A 21,779-nucleotide genomic window follows, 5' to 3' on the forward strand; every position below is an offset into this window, starting at 1 on the left:
TATCCCTATTTTGAATTCGTTAGTAACTATTATTTACCTCTTTTGTTACTTGATCATAGGTTTGTTGGAAATATAGAATCATTTAAAAAACGAACAGTATGGAACTAATCATAGATAACTTATCAAAAACCTATGCAAATGGTGTAAAAGCATTACAGAATGTTACACTGCATATTCCTAAAGGGATGTTTGGGTTATTAGGGCCCAATGGGGCAGGGAAATCCACTTTAATGAGGACTATCTCGACACTGCAAGAAGCTGATACAGGTTCAATTCAATTCGAAAACATCAATGTTTTGAAAGAGAAAAATGAACTTAGAAAAACTCTTGGTTATTTACCACAACAATTTGGTGTTTATCCTAAAATATCTGCAAACATATTGCTCAATCATTTAGCAGTTTTAAAAGGTATAACTAATAAAAAAGAACGAAAAGAAGTTGTAAATAGTTTATTGCATAAAACAAACCTGTATGATGTAAGAAATCAAAACTTAGGAGGATATTCCGGTGGAATGAAACAACGTTTTGGTATTGCTCAGGCTTTATTGAATAACCCAAAGCTACTTATAGTAGATGAACCAACTGCAGGATTAGACCCTGCAGAGCGTAACAGATTTTATAATCTATTAAGTGAAATAGGCGAAAATACAATTGTCATTTTATCAACGCATATAGTGGATGATATAAAGGAGTTATGTACTAATATGGCAATCATTAATCAAGGTCAAGTAGTACTACAAGGAAAACCCTTAGAGCTTATTCAAAAAATTGAAGGTAAAGTATATCAAAAAACAATAGCTAAAAATGAATTAGATATCTATAAAAAGAAATATAAGGTTATCAATGAAAAACTGTTTTTGGGCAAGCCTGTTATTCATGTGCTGAGTGATGAAGATCCCAAAAATGGTTTTGCTCCTATAAATGCCAGTTTAGAGGACGTTTATTTTTCACAAATTAATAATTAATTCAAAAATTATGTGGTACGAAATATTCAAATTTGAACTTAAATATAGAGCAAAACGTCCAGAAACATATGTGTTTTTTGTGTTTCTTTTTTTGTTTTCTCTCGTTGGTGTAGATTTTGTTTTTCAAGGAGTGGAGATGGGATTGGTGAAAAAAAATGCACCATTGGTAATTGGCAAAACTATGGGAGCCATTACAGGCATTTTTATGATTATGGCATCAATGATTATGGGAGTTCCTGTACTTCGTGATTTTCAATATAATGTAGAGTCATTATTATTCATTAATCCTATTAAAAAAAGTGATTATATCATTGGACGATTTTTAGGATCATTTACAGTATTATTATTCATTTTTAGTGCAGTATTGTTTGGTATGATTGTCGGTGAACTCATGCCTTGGCATCAAGATTTATTACCATTTATGCCAATAAATTATTTACAATCGTTTGTAATTATAGTACTTCCTATATTATTTTTTGGAGCTTCCTTGTTTTTTGTTACTGGGATGTTAAGTAAAAAATTACTCGTGGTTTATACACAAGGGATTTTCTTATTCGTATTTTTTTTACTTACTAAAGCTGTAAAAAACGAATATATACAGGCTATTTTGGATCCTTTTTCATTAACAACACTTACTCAAGTTTCTAAGAATTGGTCTGTTACAGAACGTAATTCGCTAGAAATATTATTTAATGGTGTGATGCTTCATAATAAGTTATTTTGGATGGTGTTAGGTATCATTATTCTAATGATAGGTTATCGTAAATTTTCCTTTACTATTAGTTCAAAAACTTCTAAAAAAAATAAGGTTAAAAAATCAAATATTGAAGAAGAATTATCAGTACTTGGGTATTCTACACCTAATATAAGCGCACAATATACAATCAAAACATATTGTCTTCAATTAATAGCGCTTTCTAAATTTTATATTATTTCCTTATTAAAAGAGACTTCGTTTTGGGCAATCGTTATCTGTGGAATGATTATTATTTTGATCAATTCCGTGAGTTTAGGAACTGTTTATGGTGTGGATAGCTATCCTGCAACGTATTTTATTGTAGAAGAGCTACAGGAAATGTCTCTATATTTCTTTATAATCATTCTTCTTTTTTATTCTGGAGAGCTTATTTGGAAAGAAAGAAATGCTAAACTAAATTTAATATTCGATGCTACTCCCATTTCTGATACCATTCCATTGATTAGTAAATTTGTTGCTCTCGTTAGTATTTATATCATATTAATGTTAAGCTTAATTATAACAGGGATACTGTTTCAGATTGTTAACGGGTATTATAATTTTGAGCTTAAGGTTTATTTCTTTGGGTTCTTTTTAGAAATATTACCATTCTTAGTTCTTTATACCGTCATTGCACTTTTGTTTCAAGTTATAAGTAATAATAAATTTGTTGGAATATTACTCACATTATTGTTTTTCATTATCAATATAAGTTCAGAATATTTTGGGTTTCAACATAGCTTGTACAAATTTGGAGGTAAAACTTTAGGGACATATTCGAGTATGAATGGTTATGGCCATTTTCTAAAACCATATCTCTGGATTAAAAGCTATTGGTTGGTGTTTGGTAGTCTGTTATTAGTCATTAGTGCTGTTTTCTCTATCAGAGGAACAGAAACGGGACTAGTTAAACGCTTTAAAACTATTAGATATCGTTTTTCTAAACCAATAAAGTGGTTTGTTATTTCTGCCAGTCTTGTATTCATAGGTATAGGAGTTTATATATTTTATAATATTAATATACTAAACGATTATTGGACAAATTCAGAAGAAATAACATTTCGTGCTAATTATGAAAAGGCGCTAAAACAATATGAGTATATACCGCAACCTAAGATTACCAAAGTGAATTTAAATATTGAATTGTTTCCTGAAAATAGGTCTTATGAAGTTCATGGATATTTTATTTTAAAGAATACATTGGATCAACCAATACGTGATATTCATATTCAAAAAAAAATAGCATCACACGTACAATTGGATTCTGTTATTTTCGTCGGAAATAATGTATCTATAGGCACTAAATATAGTCAATTTGATTATTCGATTTATTCTTTATCCGAAACATTACTGCCGGGAGATTCTATTAAAATGAAATTTATACAATCTTATAACCCCATAGGATTCGAAGATGATAATTCCAGTACACAAATAGTAAATAATGGTACTTTTTTGAATAATCAGGAGTTCCCAACAATAGGTTATAATAAAAAATATGAAGTTCGTGATGAGGATAAGCGGGAGGAATATAAACTTGGTACTAGACAAAATAAGGCTAGGAGAGAGGATGAACGTGAATTGGTTAATGCAGTTTCTGGTGGCGATTCTGATGGAATTAATTTTGAAGCTATTATTGGCACAAATAATAAACAAACTGCAATTACTTCTGGTACTTTAATGAAACAATGGGAAGAGAATAACCGAAATTATTTTCATTATAAAACGAATTCTCCGATGATAAACTTCTATTCGATTGTTTCTGCAGAATATGAAACAAGAAAAGATGTTTGGGAGTCGTCTATCACTGATTTTACTAAACCTGTATCCTTAGAAATATATTATCACAATAATCATATATATAATTTAGATAGAATGATGGCTTCGATGAAAGCTTCTTTAAACTATTATAGTACTAATTTCAGTCCTTATCAATATGAACAATTACGTATTATGGAATTTCCTAGATACGAAGTATTTGCTCAGTCTTTTCCTAATACTATTCCTTTTTCTGAAGCTATAGGATTTGTATTAGATATTGATGATGAACAAGATGTGGATATGGCCTTTTTTGTTACAGCACATGAGGTTGCACATCAATGGTTTGGTATGCAAGTAGAAGCTGCAAACGTACAAGGGCGTCATATGATTTTAGAAACGTTGTCTCAATATGCAGCTCTGATGGTTTTAAAAAATAATTATTCTGAAGAAAAGGTGCAACAGTTTTTAGAATTTCAAAAAGAGATATATAACAAAAAACGAAAAAAATCCAATGCGCGAGAACCTTCACTGGCATTAGTAGAGAATCAAGATTATGTCTATTATAACAAAGGAGCCGTAGCTATGTATACATTGCAACAAGAAATAGGTGAAAATGCTGTTAACAAAGCATTAGAGGATTTTATAAAAGATTGGCACAGTCAGAATGGGATGCTTAAAACCGCGTCTGGTAGATATGCAACAACAAAAGATTTACTCTCATATTTTAGACAGGTTACACCAGAAGATTTGCAGTATATTATTACTGATTTATTTGAAAAAGTAGAATAACTTGTTTGTTAAGGTAATGTTTAATGATTAAATAAGTAAGCCTTTCAAAAATGAAAGGCTTACTTATTTAAGAGATTTTTATATAAGAATATAATCTTTATTTAATTCATCTTAAGTTTTAAAAACACTTATTTTTGAACACTTATTTTATCGAAGTATGATTGTTTATTATCAAGTATTTTTATGATATAAACGCCAGTATTCAAATGTTGTAAATCTAAAGCTGCTGATTTTCCATTAATATTTTCTGAATGTATTCGTAAACCAGCTAAATTATAAACTTCTACTCGAGCTAAACCTAAACCAGAAACAGTTATGTTTAGTAAACTATTTTCTTTTAAAGGGTTTGGGTATACTGTAGGCGATTCTTTTGCTACATCTTCAGGAAACTTGTTATCTGTTTTAAAACGATCTCTACTTGCTAGCCATTCCATATCCCAATGTACACCTCTTACTAAACATCCTTCAACACCCATATCAACTCTACCGGGACATAATGGTTCGTCATTCGAATCATTGATCGGTCCGTTTCCACATTGAACATCGTTATAGATATTGTCTCCATTATTTCTAGACCTAAATAATGGGTGTTTTTCTAATTCGTCACAAATATCAACTACACTGTATTGTGTTCCATTAACAATTACTTTTTTACTTCCTAAATTGTGATCAAAATTAGTGCTACACCAACAAAATCCGTTAGCCTCATAACTGTCGTGCCAAGAAACTCCTCCAGGATTTAAAGGAATATCTCCACAATCCTGAATTAGAATTAGATGCGCCACATTGTATTCACAATCTCCACCTGCATATCTAGCAGCTACTTGATATTCTGCATTGCTCAAACCTGTAAAACTATAAGATCCAATGTTGTCATTAACCGTAATAGGGTAGGAGTTTCCTCCATCAATACTTAATTGAATTTGTGTGTACACATTTGAATCTTCGAAATTGACAATAATTTGACCATTATTGTTGCTACAACCAGGATTAGTTTGTGTAATTGAAAGTCCTCCAAAGAAATCTGAACAATCTTCCCCAATGGTTGTGCAAGACAATACTGAGACATTTGGTCCTGTAACTTGTACATAATCAATATTACCAAGTCCTGAGTTATTAGTTGCTTCCAAACGTACATCCTTTATTCCATCAGAAAGATTCACTGTTATTGATTCTGTTTCCCAAGTAGTCCAGCTTCCCGTAGTGTTAAAAGAAATATTACTAGCTACTGTAGATCCATCTACTATTAAATTTGCAGATCGGTTACTTGTGCTAGCATATCTCCAAGTAATGGTATAAGATCCGGCTGATCCATTTAATTTCCAATCTATCCCATTGCCATTTGCATTTGCAGTATTGATAAAACCTGTTCCTGTATGTCCTGTATGATTGTTATCAATAGTTCCTTCAGCAGAGCAGAATCCAGTTTCATCTTCTTGAATGATAATTGTATTATTAGTAGCTCCATAATAAGTAGGTACATTTTGCTTAGAAATACCTGGACCTTCATATGCCACAGACAATACATTTCCACCAGTTCTTTCAAAAAATTGAACTTCTATCTCATGATATCCAGCTTCTAAACAAACTGTTCCGGATTCTTCACGTGCACCGTGTAATCCATCATTATCTACTACTTTAATTCCATCAATCCAAAGAGTAGAACCATCGTCGGATGTTGTGTAAAATGTATAACTACCATTACTTGGTACATTTATATAGCCATCAAATGTTAATCCGAAATTATCTTGACTTTGCGTATTACTAAGATCAATTGCAGATGCTATTCCAGTAGATATTGGTGATAGTGAATTAAAATTAGGAAGCGAATTCCAATTACCTTCATAATATACATAACTAATACCAGAAGCAAGGTTAGAAGGAGGTGTTACATCTGTTAACGGTGAATTACAAAGGTTAGTTGTCGTATCTTCCGAAAACTGAAACCAATCAACATCTAATAAATATCCACTTCCTCCCTTAAAGACCAAATAAATATCTTGCTTTTCACTTACTTCAGATATATTTGCTGTTAGAGTTTCCCATGATGTAAAAGATCCAGTATTAGTAACTTCTACTGTTCCCAATAAAGTTCCGGAAATACTTCCTTGTCTTATTTCAATTGTCCCTCCAGAAGTCCCACTTGATACAGACATTTCTATTGAATTTGCACCAGAACCAAAATCAATATTTTTATATTGTACCCAGTCACCATTATTTACCCATCCTACAAAAGAATTAGTAGTTCCAGTTTGTATACCAGATTGTTCACAAAAATCTTCTGCTTCTATCTGCGAAAATGCATCATGACTTTCACAAAGCTCCACTGTATCTTCACTGGGATTAACAATATCATATCCGTTAGGACCATTATACCAAGAAACATTATCATAATAAACGGTTCTTGTTTCATTGGTCTCATATTCCGAATCTTGAAAATTATACTGTCCCATTTTTAAAACTGTTAATGAACCAGCTTCTTCGGACCCAAAATCTTGATCTACATTTCCTATCTTCACATCGTTACTATCAAAATTTCCGAATCCAAAATTTATATTCGTTTTTCGGTATTCACTAACTCCATTGACCCAAATCTCAAATTCACCTTTATTTTGATTAGATAAAATAAAATGAATCACGATTGGGACCTCTGTTTCATAAGGGAAATTAGAATATACTACTTCCTCGACATTACTACTGCTTCCTCCATTAGATCTATGAATAATTGTTAAGTCCCCATTTTCAACCTGTAGCATTGACTCCCAAGACCAAAAGCCAGGAATAAATCCAAAAATCTGAGCAATACCTGCTTTTTTGTTTTTAGGATAATCAGAACCTAACTCTAAATTCATACCATACCATCCTTCTTTATATGTTGTCCATTGGTCTCCGCAAGCTTCGGCTCCTTTGTCCATCCGTGTTCCATTATATCCTTCTGATGTCCACCAAGTTTTTAGACGTCCATTAACTACTTTGGAATAATTAGGGTTTTGAGTTGTACATACATTAAATGGGCCAAGATTGCCGTTATCAAAATCATGAGATACAAGAATTTGAGCCTTAGAAGTATTCGTGAATAGTAGGAATATCCCAAAGATTATTGAGAAGCTATAGTTTGAAATTTTCATTTTGTTGGTATATAGTTGTTGTTTTATTATTAGTTAGTTTCCTTTTCGTAATCTACTGGTATTGTTTTTTTTAATATAAATAATGCAGTTGTTGGTTAGTTGTATAAAAAGGTATGAGTGTTTTAAGTGATAAATTGGTTAACCAATTTTAATTATAAATTTAACATATGTTCTTAAAGGATCATTTAGCCTTTAGAATACGTAGATAATTATATAGAATTCGTTTATTGTTTACGGAAAAATCGTGGGATAGAAATAAGGCTTATTTAATTTAAAATTGAATTAATTACTAATTGTTGTAGAATACTAGTATTTTTAAATCCAAATACTAAAATTTTTTTATATAATTAAAAACACTCATTTTACATTTTAATCAAACTTTTATAATGAAAACAAACATCATCAATCTATTTCTTATCGTTTCAGTGCTTTTTGTAGGCTGTAAAAAAACGGAAGAAGAAAAAACGAAAGTAAAACAAAAACGACATCAATCATTAGAGGCTCCTGTGGCTAAAAAAGTAGCTGAAGAATTAATAGCGCATGGTGATACCCGCGTAGATAATTATTTCTGGATGCGTTTAAGTGATGATCAGAAGAATGCAGACACTCCAGATGCTCAGACACAAGATGTTTTGGATTATTTAAATGCAGAAAATGATTATAAGGATGCTGCTATGAAGCATACGGATAGTCTACAGAAAACATTATTCGATGAAATCGTTGGACGTATTAAAAAAGATGATTCTTCTGTACCTTATAATGATAATGGATATTCCTATTACACTAGATTCGAAAAAGGAATGGATTATGCATTGTACTGTCGTAAAAAATTGGAGGATAATGCTACAGAGGAGATTATGTTGAATGCTCCGAAAATGGCAGAAGGATTAGCATATTTTGCATTAGGAGGAATATCTATTAGTTCTAATAATAAAATGCTTTCTTATGGTGTTGACACCGTTTCTAGAAGGAGATATACTATTTATTTTAAAGACTTAGTGACTAACGAAACGCTTTCTGATAAATTAGTAAATACCACAGGAAGTGTAGCTTGGGCTAATGATAATAAAACAGTCTTTTATACTTCTAAAGATTCAGTCACTCTTAGAGCAAACAAAATTTATAAACATGTGTTGGGTACCGATCAGTCTCAAGATGTATTAATATTTAATGAAGAAGATGACACCTTCAGTACATTTGTTTATAAATCTAGATCGGATAAATATATTATTAGTGGGAGCTATCAAACGTTGTCTACAGAATACAGATATTTAGATGCAGATACCCCTAATGCTACTTGGAAGGTAATCCAACCAAGAGAAAGAGACCTCGAGTACGATGTGGCTCATTTTGGAGATCATTTTTATATAAATACTAACCTGAATGCGAAAAATTTTAAATTAGTAAAAACACCAGTAAATGCTACAACAAAAGAGAATTGGGTGGATGTGATACCACATAGAGATGATGTTTTGTTACAGGGTTTTACTGCTTTTAAAAATCATCTAGTGCTGAGTGAACGAAAAAATGGTCTTAGTACTATCAGAGTAAGAAAATGGGATGGTAATGATGATCATTATATTTCTTTTAATGATCCAGCATATTTTTCCAGAACTAGTGTTAATATGGATTTTGACACAAATATTGTACGTTATAGTTATACATCGTTAACAACTCCTAGTAGCGTTATTGATTATAATATGGATACCAAGGAGCAAACTGTTTTAAAAGAACAAGAAGTATTAGATTCTAATTTTTCTAAGGACAATTATGTATCAGAACGTTTATATGCAACAGCTAGCGATGGTGTAAAAGTTCCTATATCTCTTGTTTATAAAAAAGGAATACAAAAAAATGCTAGTACACCACTTTTATTATATTCTTATGGTTCTTATGGAAGTAGTACAGAACCAAGATTTAGTTCTACTAGATTAAGTTTGTTAGACCGAGGTTTTGTTTTTGCCATGGCTCATATTAGAGGAGGTCAGGAAATGGGCAGATATTGGTATGAAGATGGAAAACTTCTTAAAAAGAAAAATACATTTACTGATTTTATAGATGTTGGAGATTATTTAGTAAAAGAAGGGTATACCAGTTCTGATCATATGTATGCCTTAGGCGGTAGTGCAGGAGGTCTACTTATGGGAGCTGTTTTAAATATGAAACCAGAGCTTTGGAATGGTGTCGTTGCAGCGGTACCATTTGTAGATGTAGTATCTACTATGATGGATGAAACAATCCCTTTAACAACATTTGAATTTGATGAATGGGGAAATCCTAAGAACAAAGAATATTATGATTATATGAAATCATATTCGCCTTATGATAATGTAGAAGCAAAAGATTATCCTAATATATTAATAACAACTGGATACTGGGATAGTCAAGTACAGTATTGGGAACCAGCGAAATGGATAGCTAAGCTTAGAGAACTTAAAACAGATGATAATCTTTTGATTATGGATTGTGATATGGAAACTGGACACGGAGGTGCTTCTGGGCGTTTCGAAAGATATAAAAGTGTGGCGTTAGAGTATGCTTTTATGCTTGATCTAGAAGGAATAGAGAAATAGATTTTTATAAAAAGATTGATTTAAAGCCAGTAAGATCTCAATGCTTATTGGCTTTTTTATAAATTTGAAAAAAGTGGTAGAATTGATGGATAAGGACTTTAGGAAAGTAATAACTACTACAATAATATCGGTTCTTATGTTTTCTTTTAATTATGGTCAAGTAGTTAAGAAAGATTCTGAAGGAAGCTTATCTAAAAGATGGCAAATTAAAGGAGACAGCATTAAACGTTTTAAAATTGAACCTTATAAACCGGTTTATTTTTTAGTAGCTAATTATACAACTGATATTAATAATTTTCCGACCAGTGATAACCCACTTAATTTAGCAGAAGAGTCATCTGATTTTTCGGATACAGAGTTAAAGTTTCAATTAAGTTTTAAAACCAGAGCTGTAAGAAATCTTTTTGGTAAAAGAATAGGAGGTGATGTTTGGGTGGGATATACACAATCTTCTAGATGGCAATTATATAGCGCAAATATTTCTAGACCGTTTAGAGAAACAAATTATGAGCCTGAAGTAATGTTAGTATTTCCTACAGCGTATAAAATTCTTGGTTTGAATGGTGTATTTGCTGGAATAGGAATTAATCATCAAAGTAATGGAAGATCGAATCCTTTATCTAGAAGCTGGAATAGAATTGTATTGCAGTTCGGTTGGGAAACACCTTCATGGAGTTTCGTTCTAAGGCCTTGGTGGAGATTACCAGAAGATAGGATAGAAGATAATAACCCTGGAATAGAGGATTATGTTGGTAGAACTGAATTTCTAACAGTTTTCTCAAGAGGTAGACACGATATTAGTTTTTTAGCAAAACATTCTTTACGCGGAGGGAATAAAAACAGAGGGAGTATCCGGTTTGATTACGCTATTAAAGTTCTAGATCAACTACAAGTTCATGCGCAATTTTTTCATGGATATGGTGAAAGCTTAATAGATTATAATCATAATCAAACAACTTTTGGAATAGGTTTATCTCTTCTTCAATGGAGATAAATTTTATTTAAATAACAAAAAGGCCATCGATCATAGTGACGACGGCCTTTTCTAATACTTATTGGCTAATAAATATTATTTATTACTTTTTAACAAGGAATCTTTTTGTAATAGCTAATCCATTAGAATTAGTAAATCTCACAAAATATAGTCCATCAGCGAATTGAGAAATATCAATTCCGAAAGAAGATTTTTCTGGATTTATTTTCTTTACAATAGAACCATTAGAAGAAATCATTATGATCTCATCATACTTTCCTTCATTAATCTCAATGTTCAATGTCGAAGTAGCAGGAATAGGATAAAGCTGGATACTCTTATCTGCTATTCTTGTAAAAGAAACTAATTCATCACGGCTAGAAGCTCCTATAACTACTACATAATCTTCAACCTCTCCATATCTAAATGATTCACATGTTGAAGGTATCCCATTGTATTTCATTGATACTCGCATACGGGTTGCTCCAGTAGATGCTCCAGATGGTACAGTAAAACTACCAGTATTAACAGCATCTGTAGAAGGGCTTTTTGACCAAACTAATTCATTCGAATCATCAAAATCACCATCTCGATTATAATCTATCCAAACAGCATATCCCTCGTTGTAAATTGTTCCGGTCCAAGTTGGTGTAATAGTAATAGTGTTAGTATTACTTAAATTTGTTGTTATAGCTGTATAATCTCCATATCCACCGGCCTCAGCTGTAGTTGTATTATTGATACTTCCTATTTGTACGTTAGAAATGTATTCATCACTAGTTATTTGTCCATTAGAATCACAATAGCCAGTTGGTGGTATATTACCACCACCGCTTCCATCGGCGCTAAGGTTAATTGTATAATCTTCTACTTCTCCATAAGTAAAAGTCTCACAAGAAGTTGGAATCGCATTGTATTTCATAGAAACCCTCATTCTTACAGAAGTTTCAGAAGTTCCACTAGGTACAGTAAAAGACCCACTATTACTACTGTCTGTAGATGGGGATTTAGACCAAACAAGTTCTCCTGTGTCATCAAAATCTCCGTTGTTATTATAATCTATCCAAACTGAATATCCCTCTGCATATACAGTTCCAGTCCAAGTAGGAGTTACAGAAACCGTATAGGTTTGACCTTCATTTAAATCAGTAGAAATACCACTAAAATCTGAATAAAACTGAGCTCCAGAAGTATTATTAATTGTATTCAATTGCACATTACTGATAAATTCATCATTTACGTTAGTACTAGCAGAATCACAATAAACAGTTGTACTACCATCGATAGTGGTAAACGTAGTAGTTCCATTTCCAGAAACATTACCAGCAGCATCTTCTGCAGATACAGAAACGGCGTATGAAGTTAGAGGAGAAAGACCTGTAACATTAAAGTCTGTAGTTGTAGAAGTTCCTACTACAGTCCCATCAATCGAAATAGTATATCTAGCTACACCTACATTATCAGTAGAAGCAGTCCAGTTAAGAATAGCACTACCAGCTGTAATATTGCTAGCAACTACATTTGTAGGGTCGGTAGGAGCTTGCGTATCCGGAACTCCAGCTTCAATCTGAAATTTTCCTACTACACCAGTTCTACTACCATTTACATATTCATTAATAAACCAAAATGAAGAATCGTCTGATGGATCTACATCAATTTTACTATAATCACCATAACGTGTTCCAGGAATATTACCTGATCCATTAGCAATAAGTTCTTCTGCTGTAGTCATAGTTCCTAAAGGATCAGAACTTAATCTACCTGTGAAATAAGAACTAACTCTTACCGTCGAAGGAGTAGTAGGACCAGACATAGAAGTATATCCCATACCAATATTTCCTTGACCATCCATTGCTAAACTAGCATGCCAAGCATGTCTTCCATCAGGTGCTGTATAAGTACCTTCTTGATATAATGACCAAGGTTGATTATCACCACTTTGTCTAAATTCATACCAACGAATTGCTGCTAATTCTCCAGAACTAGCATCTGCATCTACCACAAAATTGAATACTGCAGAGTTATGAGTTGCAAATTTTCTAAATTGTGCTTGATTCATTATTGTTGCCTGTAAAGCATCGATAGAAGTACCTCCTCCTGGTTGCGACAAATTAACAAAGCTTCCTCCATCAAAAACACTAATAAAAGGAGTTGTAACAATTTCTTGTGGGTTAGAAACTGTAGAATTATTAGGATTATTCCAATCTACATCAGCAGTCCATACCTTTATATGATCTACCGATACGCCATTCCAAGCATTATCCTGTAAATATAGAATTGTGGCACCTCCGGGCGCCGGTAAATTGCCATTGGTAACATTCAAAGCTTGTGGACTAAAAAAACCACTAGTCACTATGCCAGGAAGATTAAAACCTAGAATTTGCGCATTAGGATCTCCTGCTAACATAGCATCTCTTTCTAGTGCCCATAATTTATTAGTTCCACCTGTATTTTCAGTGATATAATACCCATCACTCCAAACAGATAACTTTTGATAGTCTTGTATTCCTGATATGTTATATACAAACCATCCAGAAGTTACAGGATTTGGACCATCAGAAACTGCTACTTGAGCACCAGATCCCAAAAATGAAAGAACCCATCTGTCAGCTGCATTGTCGTAAGAAGCAGTAAGGTCACAACAACCACCTGACGGAAAAATTGCAGGATTAGGAGATGTTTGTCCTACTAACTGATTACCAGATTTATCATAAATCATAAAACCAGTGTTGTAAACGACAAAAACATGATTTGGACCTACAGCAATAGAAGGGTCAGTTGGTTGAGAATTCGATGAATACGTATCGAAAACAAGACTAGCAGGAGCTCGTTGAACACTTTGCTCCATTTTGTTTTTGTTTCTGAAGAAATAATCATTTTCAGTTTGTGGGTCTTTACCCGAGGTAATTTGATTTCCTAATGATCTTTTATCCTTAGCTTCCCTGACAGAATTATCAGGTGCAATAAGATCGTTAGGCCTTGATGCGATTGACGATACGTATTCTACCGAGGATACTTTTCCATGGTAAAATGCTTTCGTTCCGGTTTGTTGAGCTTGAGTCATAAAAGAGACCACAAGAAAGGCTGTTAATAACTTGAGTTTTAAATTCATTTGTGTTAATTTAAATGGTTAATTGACTTAAATTTAACTTAAATTTCAACAGTAATTTAAAATTATTTTGTGTTTTTTTTAAATGAAAGGGAAGACCATATTAAGGCTGAGTAATAACCATTTATTAAGTTAGTTGGATGAGAATTTATACAAATATTCTATAAAAATAATGGCCAAATAATGTAATTAATTCTATTGCCTTTTTCTATGTTATTTTTAGTTTAAAAATAAATTTGTAACCTTTTTTAAAATCATTTTGTCCAATACATGTGAATTCACAATCAAAAAAATAATCACATTTTAAATTGATCAAAATGATTTTATCAAAACGAACAGTAAAACTATGGATATTGATTTTTTATTTAATATCTATACCAATGTCCTTTGGACAAAAGAGTAGTAAAACAATACGAGTACCGGATGGAAGAGTTATTGATGTTGCTTTATTAAATAAGCATATTAAAAAAGCTATGGATTCTATTGATTTACCTGGTCTTTCTATAGCCATAATAAATGATAACACTATTGTATATCATAATACATTTGGTTTTGCAAATCTTAAAACTAAGAAACCGGTTACAAAAAGAACCATTTTTGAAGGGGCATCTCTTTCAAAACCTCTTTTCGCATATTTTTTAATGAAAATGGTAGAAAAAGGAGTGCTGGATTTGGATGAACCAATATATTCATATTTAGAACCTATATTTCCTGAAGGAGTTATTCATAAAGACTCATTTGAGGATTATAAGATTTTAACTCCAAGAACTATTTTATCCCACGGTTCCGGTATTCCTAATTGGGTAAAAGGAAAGCCAATTGAAATTAAATTCAAACCGGGTACAGATTTTTCATATTCTGGAGAAGCTTATCAACATTTGGGCGCAGCTTTTGGTACTAAGTTAGGGATAGGATGGGGGAGCAAATTGGATTCTTTATTTTTAAAAGAAGTTGCGCATCCCATCGGTATGGATAGAAGTATATATACTTGGAACAACATCTATAATGAAGATGTTGCAAATGGCCATATAAGAGGAAAAACAAACCCAGAAATTAATAAATACAAAAAAGTTGGTCCTGGTTTTAGTTTGCACTCAGATGCAGAAGATTATGCATTGTTTTTAATAGAAATGATGAACCCGAAAAATATTAAGGTGACTACACGTGATCAAATGCTACGGGAACATAATCATTTTAAACCTGATAATAAGTTGTTAAAAGAAACCGGTCAAACTGGTTGGGGTCTTGGTTTTGCTCAAAAACCTACTCCCAATGGACTGATGCATTTGCATACAGGTAACAATCATGATTTTCAGGCATATGCGATGTTTGTTCCTGACCAAAAATATGGTTTTGTGATTTTTGCAAATTCAGATAATTTATTTCCTTTACTGGAAACAATAGAGAAATTTTTAGGAGAACATTTTTAATATAAGATAAATGAAAGATTTAAACGAAGTATTTGTATTCATAACAATGATAATAGCTATTGTATTGATTGTATTCATACTTGCTAGATATACGTATTTAATAAAGAAGACATTAATAGAAAAAGGAATATATATAGATCAAAAGAATAATAAATTGAAATATTTAGATATTGGCTGTATCATTTTTGGTTTAGGTATTGGATTATTTGTATCCTCGTTATTTACAACATTTAATTTATCTGAAGATGCCGCGGATTTATTGATTTGGGGTACCATTTTAATTTTTGGAGCTACTGGATTGATTGTTGCTCATTTTATAAGAAAAAGACTTGAGAAATAGTCAATACAAGCAAGAATACGATCTAATTCGTAGAATAAATGATGGTGATGCATCAGCTTTTAGACAACTCGTGTATGCCTATAAAGATGTATCACTATCACTTGCTATTTCAATACTAAAAAATCAAGTTATTGCAGAAGATGTTTTACAAGAAGTGTTTTTAAAAGTATATAATAAGTTGCACACATTTCGGTTCAAATCGTCGTTTTCTACTTGGTTATATCGTATAGTGATTAATACCAGTTATAATGAATTAAAGAAGAGAAAGAATAGTATAAATATTGATGAATTAGAGAGTGGTTTTATAATTCCATTGGTAGAAAAAAATGCAATGGATGAAGCTGATCAAAAAAGATTTATAAATTTAGCATTACAGCAATTGCGCCCGGATGAGGCATTAGTACTCCGTCTCTTTTATTTATGTGAATATAAAATAAAGGAAATTGAAAAGGTTACAGGATTTAAAACCTCTAAAATTAAGGTAGATTTATATAGAGGGAGAGAAAATATGAATTTCCAGCTAAAAAGGTTATTAGGAGATGATTTAAATAACTTATTATGAAAGAAGAAAATGTAAAAAAAATATTAGAAAAAAGTACAGTAGAAACTTCGGATGATTTTATCAATAAATTAATGAAGAAAGTTGATGTTCAGCAAAATACTAAAAAGTCCTCTTTTTGGTCTTTTAAAATTGTTATTGTCGCTTGTTCAATTTTACTATTTATTGCAATAGGATCTCTTCACAATTTTCCAGAACATAATTTCAGTATGTTTGGTTCATTTTTCAATAATATTCCGAAGACTCCGTTTTTTTTAATGATTATTATAACAATATTGTGCTTTATGAACAGTATTATAAGATTAAATTATTTCAATGAAAAACAAAATTAATCTTGAAGTAACACTTTAAATAAACACAGTTAACATCTTTTAAAGTAATTAACTGTGTTTATCTATACATATGTATTTAATATGCCATTTCCACTATTTCGGCTGCAACTTCTGGCGTAATATCTTGATGTTCTCCCAAAGCAGTCATACCATGATCTGTAAGGTTTTTTGCCACTTTTTTAGAAAAACCTTCGTAATCATCAGTATAATCTCTTAATCTGGTATCTATTCCTAATGATTGATAAAAGCCTTCAGTTCTTTTTATAGCTTCTCTAGCTCTTTCTTCCGTACTACCTTCTGTAACGTTAAAAATACGTTCAGCATATTGAGCTAACTTTTCTTTTTTATGCTCGAATTTTTTAGTGTATGCACTAGGTAATATGACAGCTAATGTTCTTGCGTGATCAATACCGTAAAAAGCTGTAAGCTCATGTGCTATCATATGAACACTCCAATCTGTAGGAACCCCTTTTTGGATATAACCGTTCAACGCCATTGTACAACACCACATAAAATTAGATGCAGCGGTGTAGTCACTAGGATCTTTTATTACAGAAGGCGCTATTTCAATTAATGTTTGTAAAATTCCTTCCGAGAAACGATCTTGTAGAGGTGCGTCTGCTGGATACGTCATATATTGTTCTAAAACATGTGTATATGCGTCAGCTATACCATTAGCCAATTGTCTTTTAGGTATACTGTGGACTACCGTTGGGTCACAAATAGAAAATTCAGGAAATAACCCAGGTCCTCCCATAACCATTTTTTCATTAGTTTCTGATCTACTAACAACGGCACCGCTATTCATTTCACTTCCGGTTGCAGGTAGTGTTAATACAGTTCCAAATGGTAATCCTTTTAGAGTTCTTATTCTTTTGGCTAATATATCCCAGGGATTATCACCTTCATAAAGAGCTGCAGAAGATAAAAATTTAGTTCCATCTATGACTGAGCCACCACCAACTGCAAGCATATACCCGATGTCTTTAGTTTTAATTACTTCTAGAGCTTTTAATAAGGTTGTATATTCTGGATTAGCTTCAATCCCAGAAAACTCTATTACTGTATGTTCTTTAAGAGCAGCAGTTACCTGATCATAGACACCGTTTTTTTTAATACTTCCTCCACCGTATAATAATAAAATCTTCTTGTCTTTTGGTATTTCATTACTTAACTTCTTAATCTCTCCTTTACCAAAAATCACTTTAGTAGGTACGTATAATTCAAAATTCCTCATGATTTTTATAGTTATATATGTTTATTAAACTTTGTTTTTCGAAATTATTTTTACAAATTTCAAAATAAATATGCGGTTAATAATTGATCTATGGTAAGAAAAACAAAAATATTACGACTTTTGTACTATTAAACCAGATAGTTTATTTGGTTTTACAAATAATTAGAATCAGATTATTTTTTAGATTTACCCCAATGATAGCACCTATATTACCTAAAAATGAAAAATTTCGACAAGCTGCTGTAGAAAAGTATGATTTATTAGATACTTTACCAGAAGAGAGCTATGATAATATTACTTCAATAATGTCGTATATCTGCGATGTACCCATTTCGTTAATAACACTTTTAGATAAAGAACGTAATTTTTTAAAGTCTCATCATGGAATTCCTTTTAGTGAATCACCTCGGGAAATTTCATTTTGTGGACATGCTATCAATTCGGATGATCCTATTACAATAATTAAAGATTCTAGAGAAGACGAACGTTTTGATGGAAATCCTCTTGTAACTGAGCATCAGGCTGTTTTTTATGCTGGTGCACCGTTAATTGATTCAGAAGGTTTTAAATTAGGCACTTTGTGTGTTTATGATGTTAAGCCACGAGAATTAACACTTGAACAAAAAAATGCATTGCTTGCAATGTCTAAGCAAGTAGTCAGTTTATTTGAACAACGATATCAGAATCTAAAACTAACCCAACTCCGTGATAAATTGGAGAAAAGAAATGAAGATCTTAAAAAGTTCGCAAGTGTAGTTTCTCATGACCTGAAGTCTCCCTTGGCTAATATCATTTCTCTTACGGAACTTTTAGAAGATGATAATAAAGATAACCTTAATGCTGAATCACTACAATATTTGGAATACCTAAGGACTTCTTCCTATTCGCTTAGAGATTATATAGATGGTATTCTTAAGTTTTATAAAAGTGATGATATTGTAAAAAATAATGAAGAAGAGATTGACATTGATCTTTTATTAGAAGAATTAAAGAAAATAACCGATTCTGAACATAAAGTTGATTTTAATCTTTATTCTGATGTAAATCAAATTTTTGCTAATAAAACAGCTTTGATGCAGGTACTGATTAATTTACTTACAAATGCAATTAAGTATAATTCAAAATCTGAGATCGTAATAGATATAACACTTAAGGAAGAAGAAAATTTATACATTTTCTCTGTAAAGGATAATGGTGATGGAATCCCAAAAGATTTTTTAGATAAAATATTTGATCTTTTTACGGTAGTAGGAGTAGAAGATAGAGATGGCAATGTTGGTACTGGTATTGGCTTGGCTACTGTAAAGAAAATAGTTAGGAATTTAGGTGGTGATATTTCGGTTATTTCTTCTAAGGGAACTGGCAGTACATTTACTTTTTCTATATCAAAAACTTAGAAAACTCCCAATTATATTATTCAATAAAAAAAGATTATGAATCTTTAAAAAATGAAAGTTGATTCTATAAAAAACTGTGTCAACCATTAGATAGGTAACTTATCTAACTAAGTAATTACTTAATATAATCTTCATTTCGCAGAAAATGAATAGCATTTCATAGAAAATGCAATTTTGCGATTAAACTTCTCTTGTTTTTTTTAGTCATTAATGTGTAATTTCAAATCAACAGATTATGAAACAAATCATATTAATAACAACAATCTGTATTATTACTTTTATAGGGAGTATCTGTATACATACGCTTTCTAATCCAGTTAATCCATATGAGTTAGTTATAAATCTTTCTTCTTTTAAGAGTGAATCAACCAATTTTGAATTGATTAAAAATACAATAAACACTTTTGTTGATTCTTTTGAAATGGACACACAATCATTTATAAAAGATAAACGATCAATAAAAAACATATGGTTATTGATTATTCTAAGTATAACACTACTTACCATACTAATAAGAATTTCTATATACCCAAAAATAGAACCACTAGCACCTTCAAAATAATTAACTATGAAAAATAAAATTTTGGCACTCATTTGTATCTTTATAATGAAATCATTATTCGCAATTTCTTTATACGCGGATGTTGTGATAGACACAACTACAGTAATTAATAATACCGAAACTTATCAAATATATACCGACGAAGCATACGTATACCTTACTATTGAAACGATTGATTCTAAAGTTGCAACATCTATACTACGTCAAGGAATAAATGTATATTTTGATACGAAAGGTAAAAAGAAAAAGAATGTATTTATTACCTATCCAATAGCCAATAATCAACGACCTCCAAGAAGAAATAAGGATACGCCTAATGAAACTAGAGAATTTCCTGATAATGATAGTATAATACGTCAAATAGGATATAGGCTAAAAAACAATACACCACAAAAAGCATTGTATCAATATTATGATAAAACTAAAGAGTTTAATACACTTCTTAACAATGAAGGTATTACGATCAATTTAGCAGTTAATGAAGAAAGAAACAGTTTTATTTATTATTTAAAAATTCCTAATAATAAAATCAACGTAAAATCTGGTATTAATTTTAATAAGCTTTCTATAGGTGTAAAAACAGTTGAGATGTCTCGAGATAATTCGGAAAGAACTAGACCTACGCAACAAGCTTCTGTTCGAGGAGGTGGCAGAAGAGGTGGAGGAAGATCTAATGGTGGCGCTCCCCAAGGAAGATCTGGGAATGGTCCAGGAGGAGGAGATCAAGGTAGGTCAAAAGGCAGAAAAACAGAATCCGTACCTGCTATAGATTTTTGGTTTAAAACAATATCCAAATAATCATAAGAGCTTTAGATAATCATTAAAAAGAAGAATAAACAAAATATGAAAAAGTTTAAAATTCCTTCCTTGTTAATTACCATGAACATTGTTATAATTAGTTGTAGTGATATACAATTCAAAAAAACAAGTCATTCTCATGATGGCTTCAATCATACTCATCAAGATGCAGTAGATTATTTTGATTCATATTCATTGATTAATGAAAAATATGGAACAAAAACCAAAGTGACTGTATCTAAGAATAAAAGAATTATGGTTACTAATGCGCTTCCGAACCATAAAACAGGTGATTTTCCAAACTCTGGAAATCCAAATAAGATTAAAGCGCAAGAAAAAACATATAGTTTTCCCTTAAATCCAATATATACCGGTAAGGCTGTTTGGGTAAGAGAACCAGGTGTGGCTCTAAATGGTATTAAATTCGAACCGGGAACTGCAGAAGTAGTAGAATGTGAGAGTGGAGAAAATTACAGAGTAGAAGCATTACAAGATGTAATTGATTTAGGTTTGGATTTTAATCACGCGCATGTACAACCTACTGGAGCGTATCATTATCACGGTACTCCAACTTCTATTATTACTGATTTTGATACAGGAAAAGATTTGGTACACATTGGATTTGCTCACGATGGATACCCAATATATTATTCTAAAAGTGGAATATATAAACCTAGTTATAAACTTTTAAAAGGAACAAGAGAAGGAGAAGATTGTAGCTATGAAAATCCTATGACTCGTATGGATATTTCTATTGGTGGTCATCACGATGGTACCTATGGATCAGATTTCGAATATGTAGCGGGTTATGGAGATTTAGATGAATGTAATGGAATTATACATAATGGAAATTATATTTATTTAGTTACAGAAAACTTTCCTTATATCAGCAGATGTTTAATGGGTGAATTTAAAGAACAGAAAAGATCGAGAAGACCTTTTCCTCCAGACAAAGGACCAAGAAAAGGATGAATAAACGTAGTTATTATATAAAGATGTTTTCTACAATAGTAAATCTCAAAAAAGGTGTTTGCAATTTTAATGTTACGTCTAATTAATTTGTGTTAAATATGCTCTTATGAGTTTTATGTAA

15 protein-coding genes are annotated in these 21,779 nt (G+C 31.6%); 12 read left to right on the plus strand and 3 right to left on the minus strand.

Going from position 1 to position 21,779, the window contains the following annotated elements; all coding sequences use genetic code 11:
- The first annotated feature begins 98 nt into the window (after positions 1 to 98).
- Together D1815_RS04935 and D1815_RS04940 are read left to right on the plus strand one after the other, a co-directional pair.
- Positions 99 to 965, plus strand: a complete 867-nt coding sequence (locus tag D1815_RS04935; RefSeq protein WP_118386153.1) for an ABC transporter ATP-binding protein — start codon at positions 99 to 101, stop codon at positions 963 to 965.
- Positions 966 to 975: 10 nt separating this feature from the next.
- Positions 976 to 4,248, plus strand: a complete 3,273-nt coding sequence (locus D1815_RS04940) for a M1 family aminopeptidase (RefSeq protein ID WP_118386154.1) — start codon at positions 976 to 978, stop codon at positions 4,246 to 4,248.
- A gap of 128 nt (positions 4,249 to 4,376) precedes the next feature.
- Here D1815_RS04940 and D1815_RS04945 read toward each other — a convergent pair whose 3' ends face one another.
- Complete coding sequence (locus D1815_RS04945; protein WP_118386155.1) at positions 4,377 to 7,376, minus strand: carbohydrate-binding protein; 3,000 nt, start codon at positions 7,374 to 7,376, stop codon at positions 4,377 to 4,379.
- Positions 7,377 to 7,762: 386 nt separating this feature from the next.
- Here D1815_RS04945 and D1815_RS04950 point away from each other — a divergent pair, with 386 nt between their 5' ends.
- Complete coding sequence (locus tag D1815_RS04950) at positions 7,763 to 9,949, plus strand: S9 family peptidase (RefSeq protein WP_118386156.1); 2,187 nt, start codon at positions 7,763 to 7,765, stop codon at positions 9,947 to 9,949.
- A 73-nt stretch (positions 9,950 to 10,022) separates the two neighbouring features.
- A complete protein-coding gene (locus D1815_RS04955; RefSeq protein ID WP_233557558.1) occupies positions 10,023 to 10,943 on the plus strand; it encodes a phospholipase A in 921 nt (306 codons plus the stop codon).
- A gap of 82 nt (positions 10,944 to 11,025) precedes the next feature.
- Here the strand turns inward: D1815_RS04955 and D1815_RS04960 are convergent, their stop codons facing one another.
- Positions 11,026 to 14,034 (minus strand): GEVED domain-containing protein, encoded by a 3,009-nt coding sequence (locus tag D1815_RS04960; protein WP_118386158.1) that lies wholly within the window; start codon positions 14,032 to 14,034, stop codon positions 11,026 to 11,028.
- 314 nt (positions 14,035 to 14,348) lie between these two features.
- Here D1815_RS04960 and D1815_RS04965 point away from each other — a divergent pair, with 314 nt between their 5' ends.
- From D1815_RS04965 to D1815_RS04980, 4 genes are read left to right on the plus strand one after another with little or no spacing between them, the layout of a single operon-like run.
- Positions 14,349 to 15,461, plus strand: coding sequence for a serine hydrolase (locus D1815_RS04965; protein WP_240337544.1), 1,113 nt, complete (start codon positions 14,349 to 14,351; stop codon positions 15,459 to 15,461).
- A 10-nt stretch (positions 15,462 to 15,471) separates the two neighbouring features.
- Positions 15,472 to 15,801, plus strand: coding sequence for a hypothetical protein (locus tag D1815_RS04970; protein ID WP_118386159.1), 330 nt, complete (start codon positions 15,472 to 15,474; stop codon positions 15,799 to 15,801).
- Positions 15,791 to 16,363 carry an RNA polymerase sigma factor gene (locus tag D1815_RS04975; protein WP_118386160.1) on the plus strand — a complete coding sequence of 191 codons (573 nt, stop codon included), beginning with the start codon at positions 15,791 to 15,793 and terminating at the stop codon, positions 16,361 to 16,363. The genes D1815_RS04970 and D1815_RS04975 overlap by 11 nt, the downstream gene beginning before the upstream one ends.
- Positions 16,360 to 16,692 (plus strand): hypothetical protein, encoded by a 333-nt coding sequence (locus D1815_RS04980; protein ID WP_027391531.1) that lies wholly within the window; start codon positions 16,360 to 16,362, stop codon positions 16,690 to 16,692. Before D1815_RS04975 ends, D1815_RS04980 begins: the two co-directional genes overlap by 4 nt.
- Before the next feature lie 76 nt (positions 16,693 to 16,768).
- On the opposite strand, the gene D1815_RS04985 is transcribed toward D1815_RS04980, so the two are convergent.
- Positions 16,769 to 17,929 carry an iron-containing alcohol dehydrogenase gene (locus D1815_RS04985; protein WP_118386161.1) on the minus strand — a complete coding sequence of 387 codons (1,161 nt, stop codon included), beginning with the start codon at positions 17,927 to 17,929 and terminating at the stop codon, positions 16,769 to 16,771.
- A gap of 194 nt (positions 17,930 to 18,123) precedes the next feature.
- Between D1815_RS04985 and D1815_RS04990 the strand changes: the two genes are divergently transcribed.
- From D1815_RS04990 to D1815_RS05005, 4 genes are all read left to right on the plus strand, one after another.
- On the plus strand, positions 18,124 to 19,326 hold the full coding sequence (locus D1815_RS04990; protein ID WP_027391529.1) for an ATP-binding protein: 1,203 nt from the start codon (positions 18,124 to 18,126) through the stop codon (positions 19,324 to 19,326).
- Between the two features lie 235 nt (positions 19,327 to 19,561).
- Complete coding sequence (locus tag D1815_RS23560) at positions 19,562 to 19,888, plus strand: hypothetical protein (protein ID WP_162897342.1); 327 nt, start codon at positions 19,562 to 19,564, stop codon at positions 19,886 to 19,888.
- Between the two features lie 6 nt (positions 19,889 to 19,894).
- The gene (locus D1815_RS05000) at positions 19,895 to 20,686 is read left to right on the plus strand and encodes a hypothetical protein (protein WP_147404422.1); all 792 of its coding nucleotides are present in this window, start codon (positions 19,895 to 19,897) and stop codon (positions 20,684 to 20,686) included.
- Positions 20,687 to 20,731: 45 nt separating this feature from the next.
- Complete coding sequence (locus D1815_RS05005; protein WP_118386164.1) at positions 20,732 to 21,658, plus strand: YHYH protein; 927 nt, start codon at positions 20,732 to 20,734, stop codon at positions 21,656 to 21,658.
- Positions 21,659 to 21,779 lie beyond the last annotated feature (121 nt).

It is taken from the genome of Aquimarina sp. AD1, assembly GCF_003443695.1.
Lineage (GTDB): Bacteria > Bacteroidota > Bacteroidia > Flavobacteriales > Flavobacteriaceae > Aquimarina > Aquimarina latercula.

Excerpts from the sequence above, each read along its gene's own strand:
- D1815_RS04935 (WP_118386153.1), top strand. The coding sequence starts at position 99 with ATGGAACTAATCATAGATAACTTATCAAAAACCTATGCAAATGGTGTA.
- D1815_RS04940 (WP_118386154.1), top strand. The coding sequence starts at position 976 with ATGTGGTACGAAATATTCAAATTTGAACTTAAATATAGAGCAAAACGT.
- D1815_RS04945 (WP_118386155.1), bottom strand. The coding sequence starts at position 7,376 with ATGAAAATTTCAAACTATAGCTTCTCAATAATCTTTGGGATATTCCTA.
- D1815_RS04950 (WP_118386156.1), top strand. The coding sequence starts at position 7,763 with ATGAAAACAAACATCATCAATCTATTTCTTATCGTTTCAGTGCTTTTT.
- D1815_RS04960 (WP_118386158.1), bottom strand. The coding sequence starts at position 14,034 with ATGAATTTAAAACTCAAGTTATTAACAGCCTTTCTTGTGGTCTCTTTT.
- D1815_RS04965 (WP_240337544.1), top strand. The coding sequence starts at position 14,349 with ATGATTTTATCAAAACGAACAGTAAAACTATGGATATTGATTTTTTAT.
- D1815_RS04970 (WP_118386159.1), top strand. The coding sequence starts at position 15,472 with ATGAAAGATTTAAACGAAGTATTTGTATTCATAACAATGATAATAGCT.
- D1815_RS04980 (WP_027391531.1), top strand. The coding sequence starts at position 16,360 with ATGAAAGAAGAAAATGTAAAAAAAATATTAGAAAAAAGTACAGTAGAA.
- D1815_RS04985 (WP_118386161.1), bottom strand. The coding sequence starts at position 17,929 with ATGAGGAATTTTGAATTATACGTACCTACTAAAGTGATTTTTGGTAAA.
- D1815_RS04990 (WP_027391529.1), top strand. The coding sequence starts at position 18,124 with ATGATAGCACCTATATTACCTAAAAATGAAAAATTTCGACAAGCTGCT.
- D1815_RS23560 (WP_162897342.1), top strand. The coding sequence starts at position 19,562 with ATGAAACAAATCATATTAATAACAACAATCTGTATTATTACTTTTATA.
- D1815_RS05000 (WP_147404422.1), top strand. The coding sequence starts at position 19,895 with ATGAAAAATAAAATTTTGGCACTCATTTGTATCTTTATAATGAAATCA.
- D1815_RS05005 (WP_118386164.1), top strand. The coding sequence starts at position 20,732 with ATGAAAAAGTTTAAAATTCCTTCCTTGTTAATTACCATGAACATTGTT.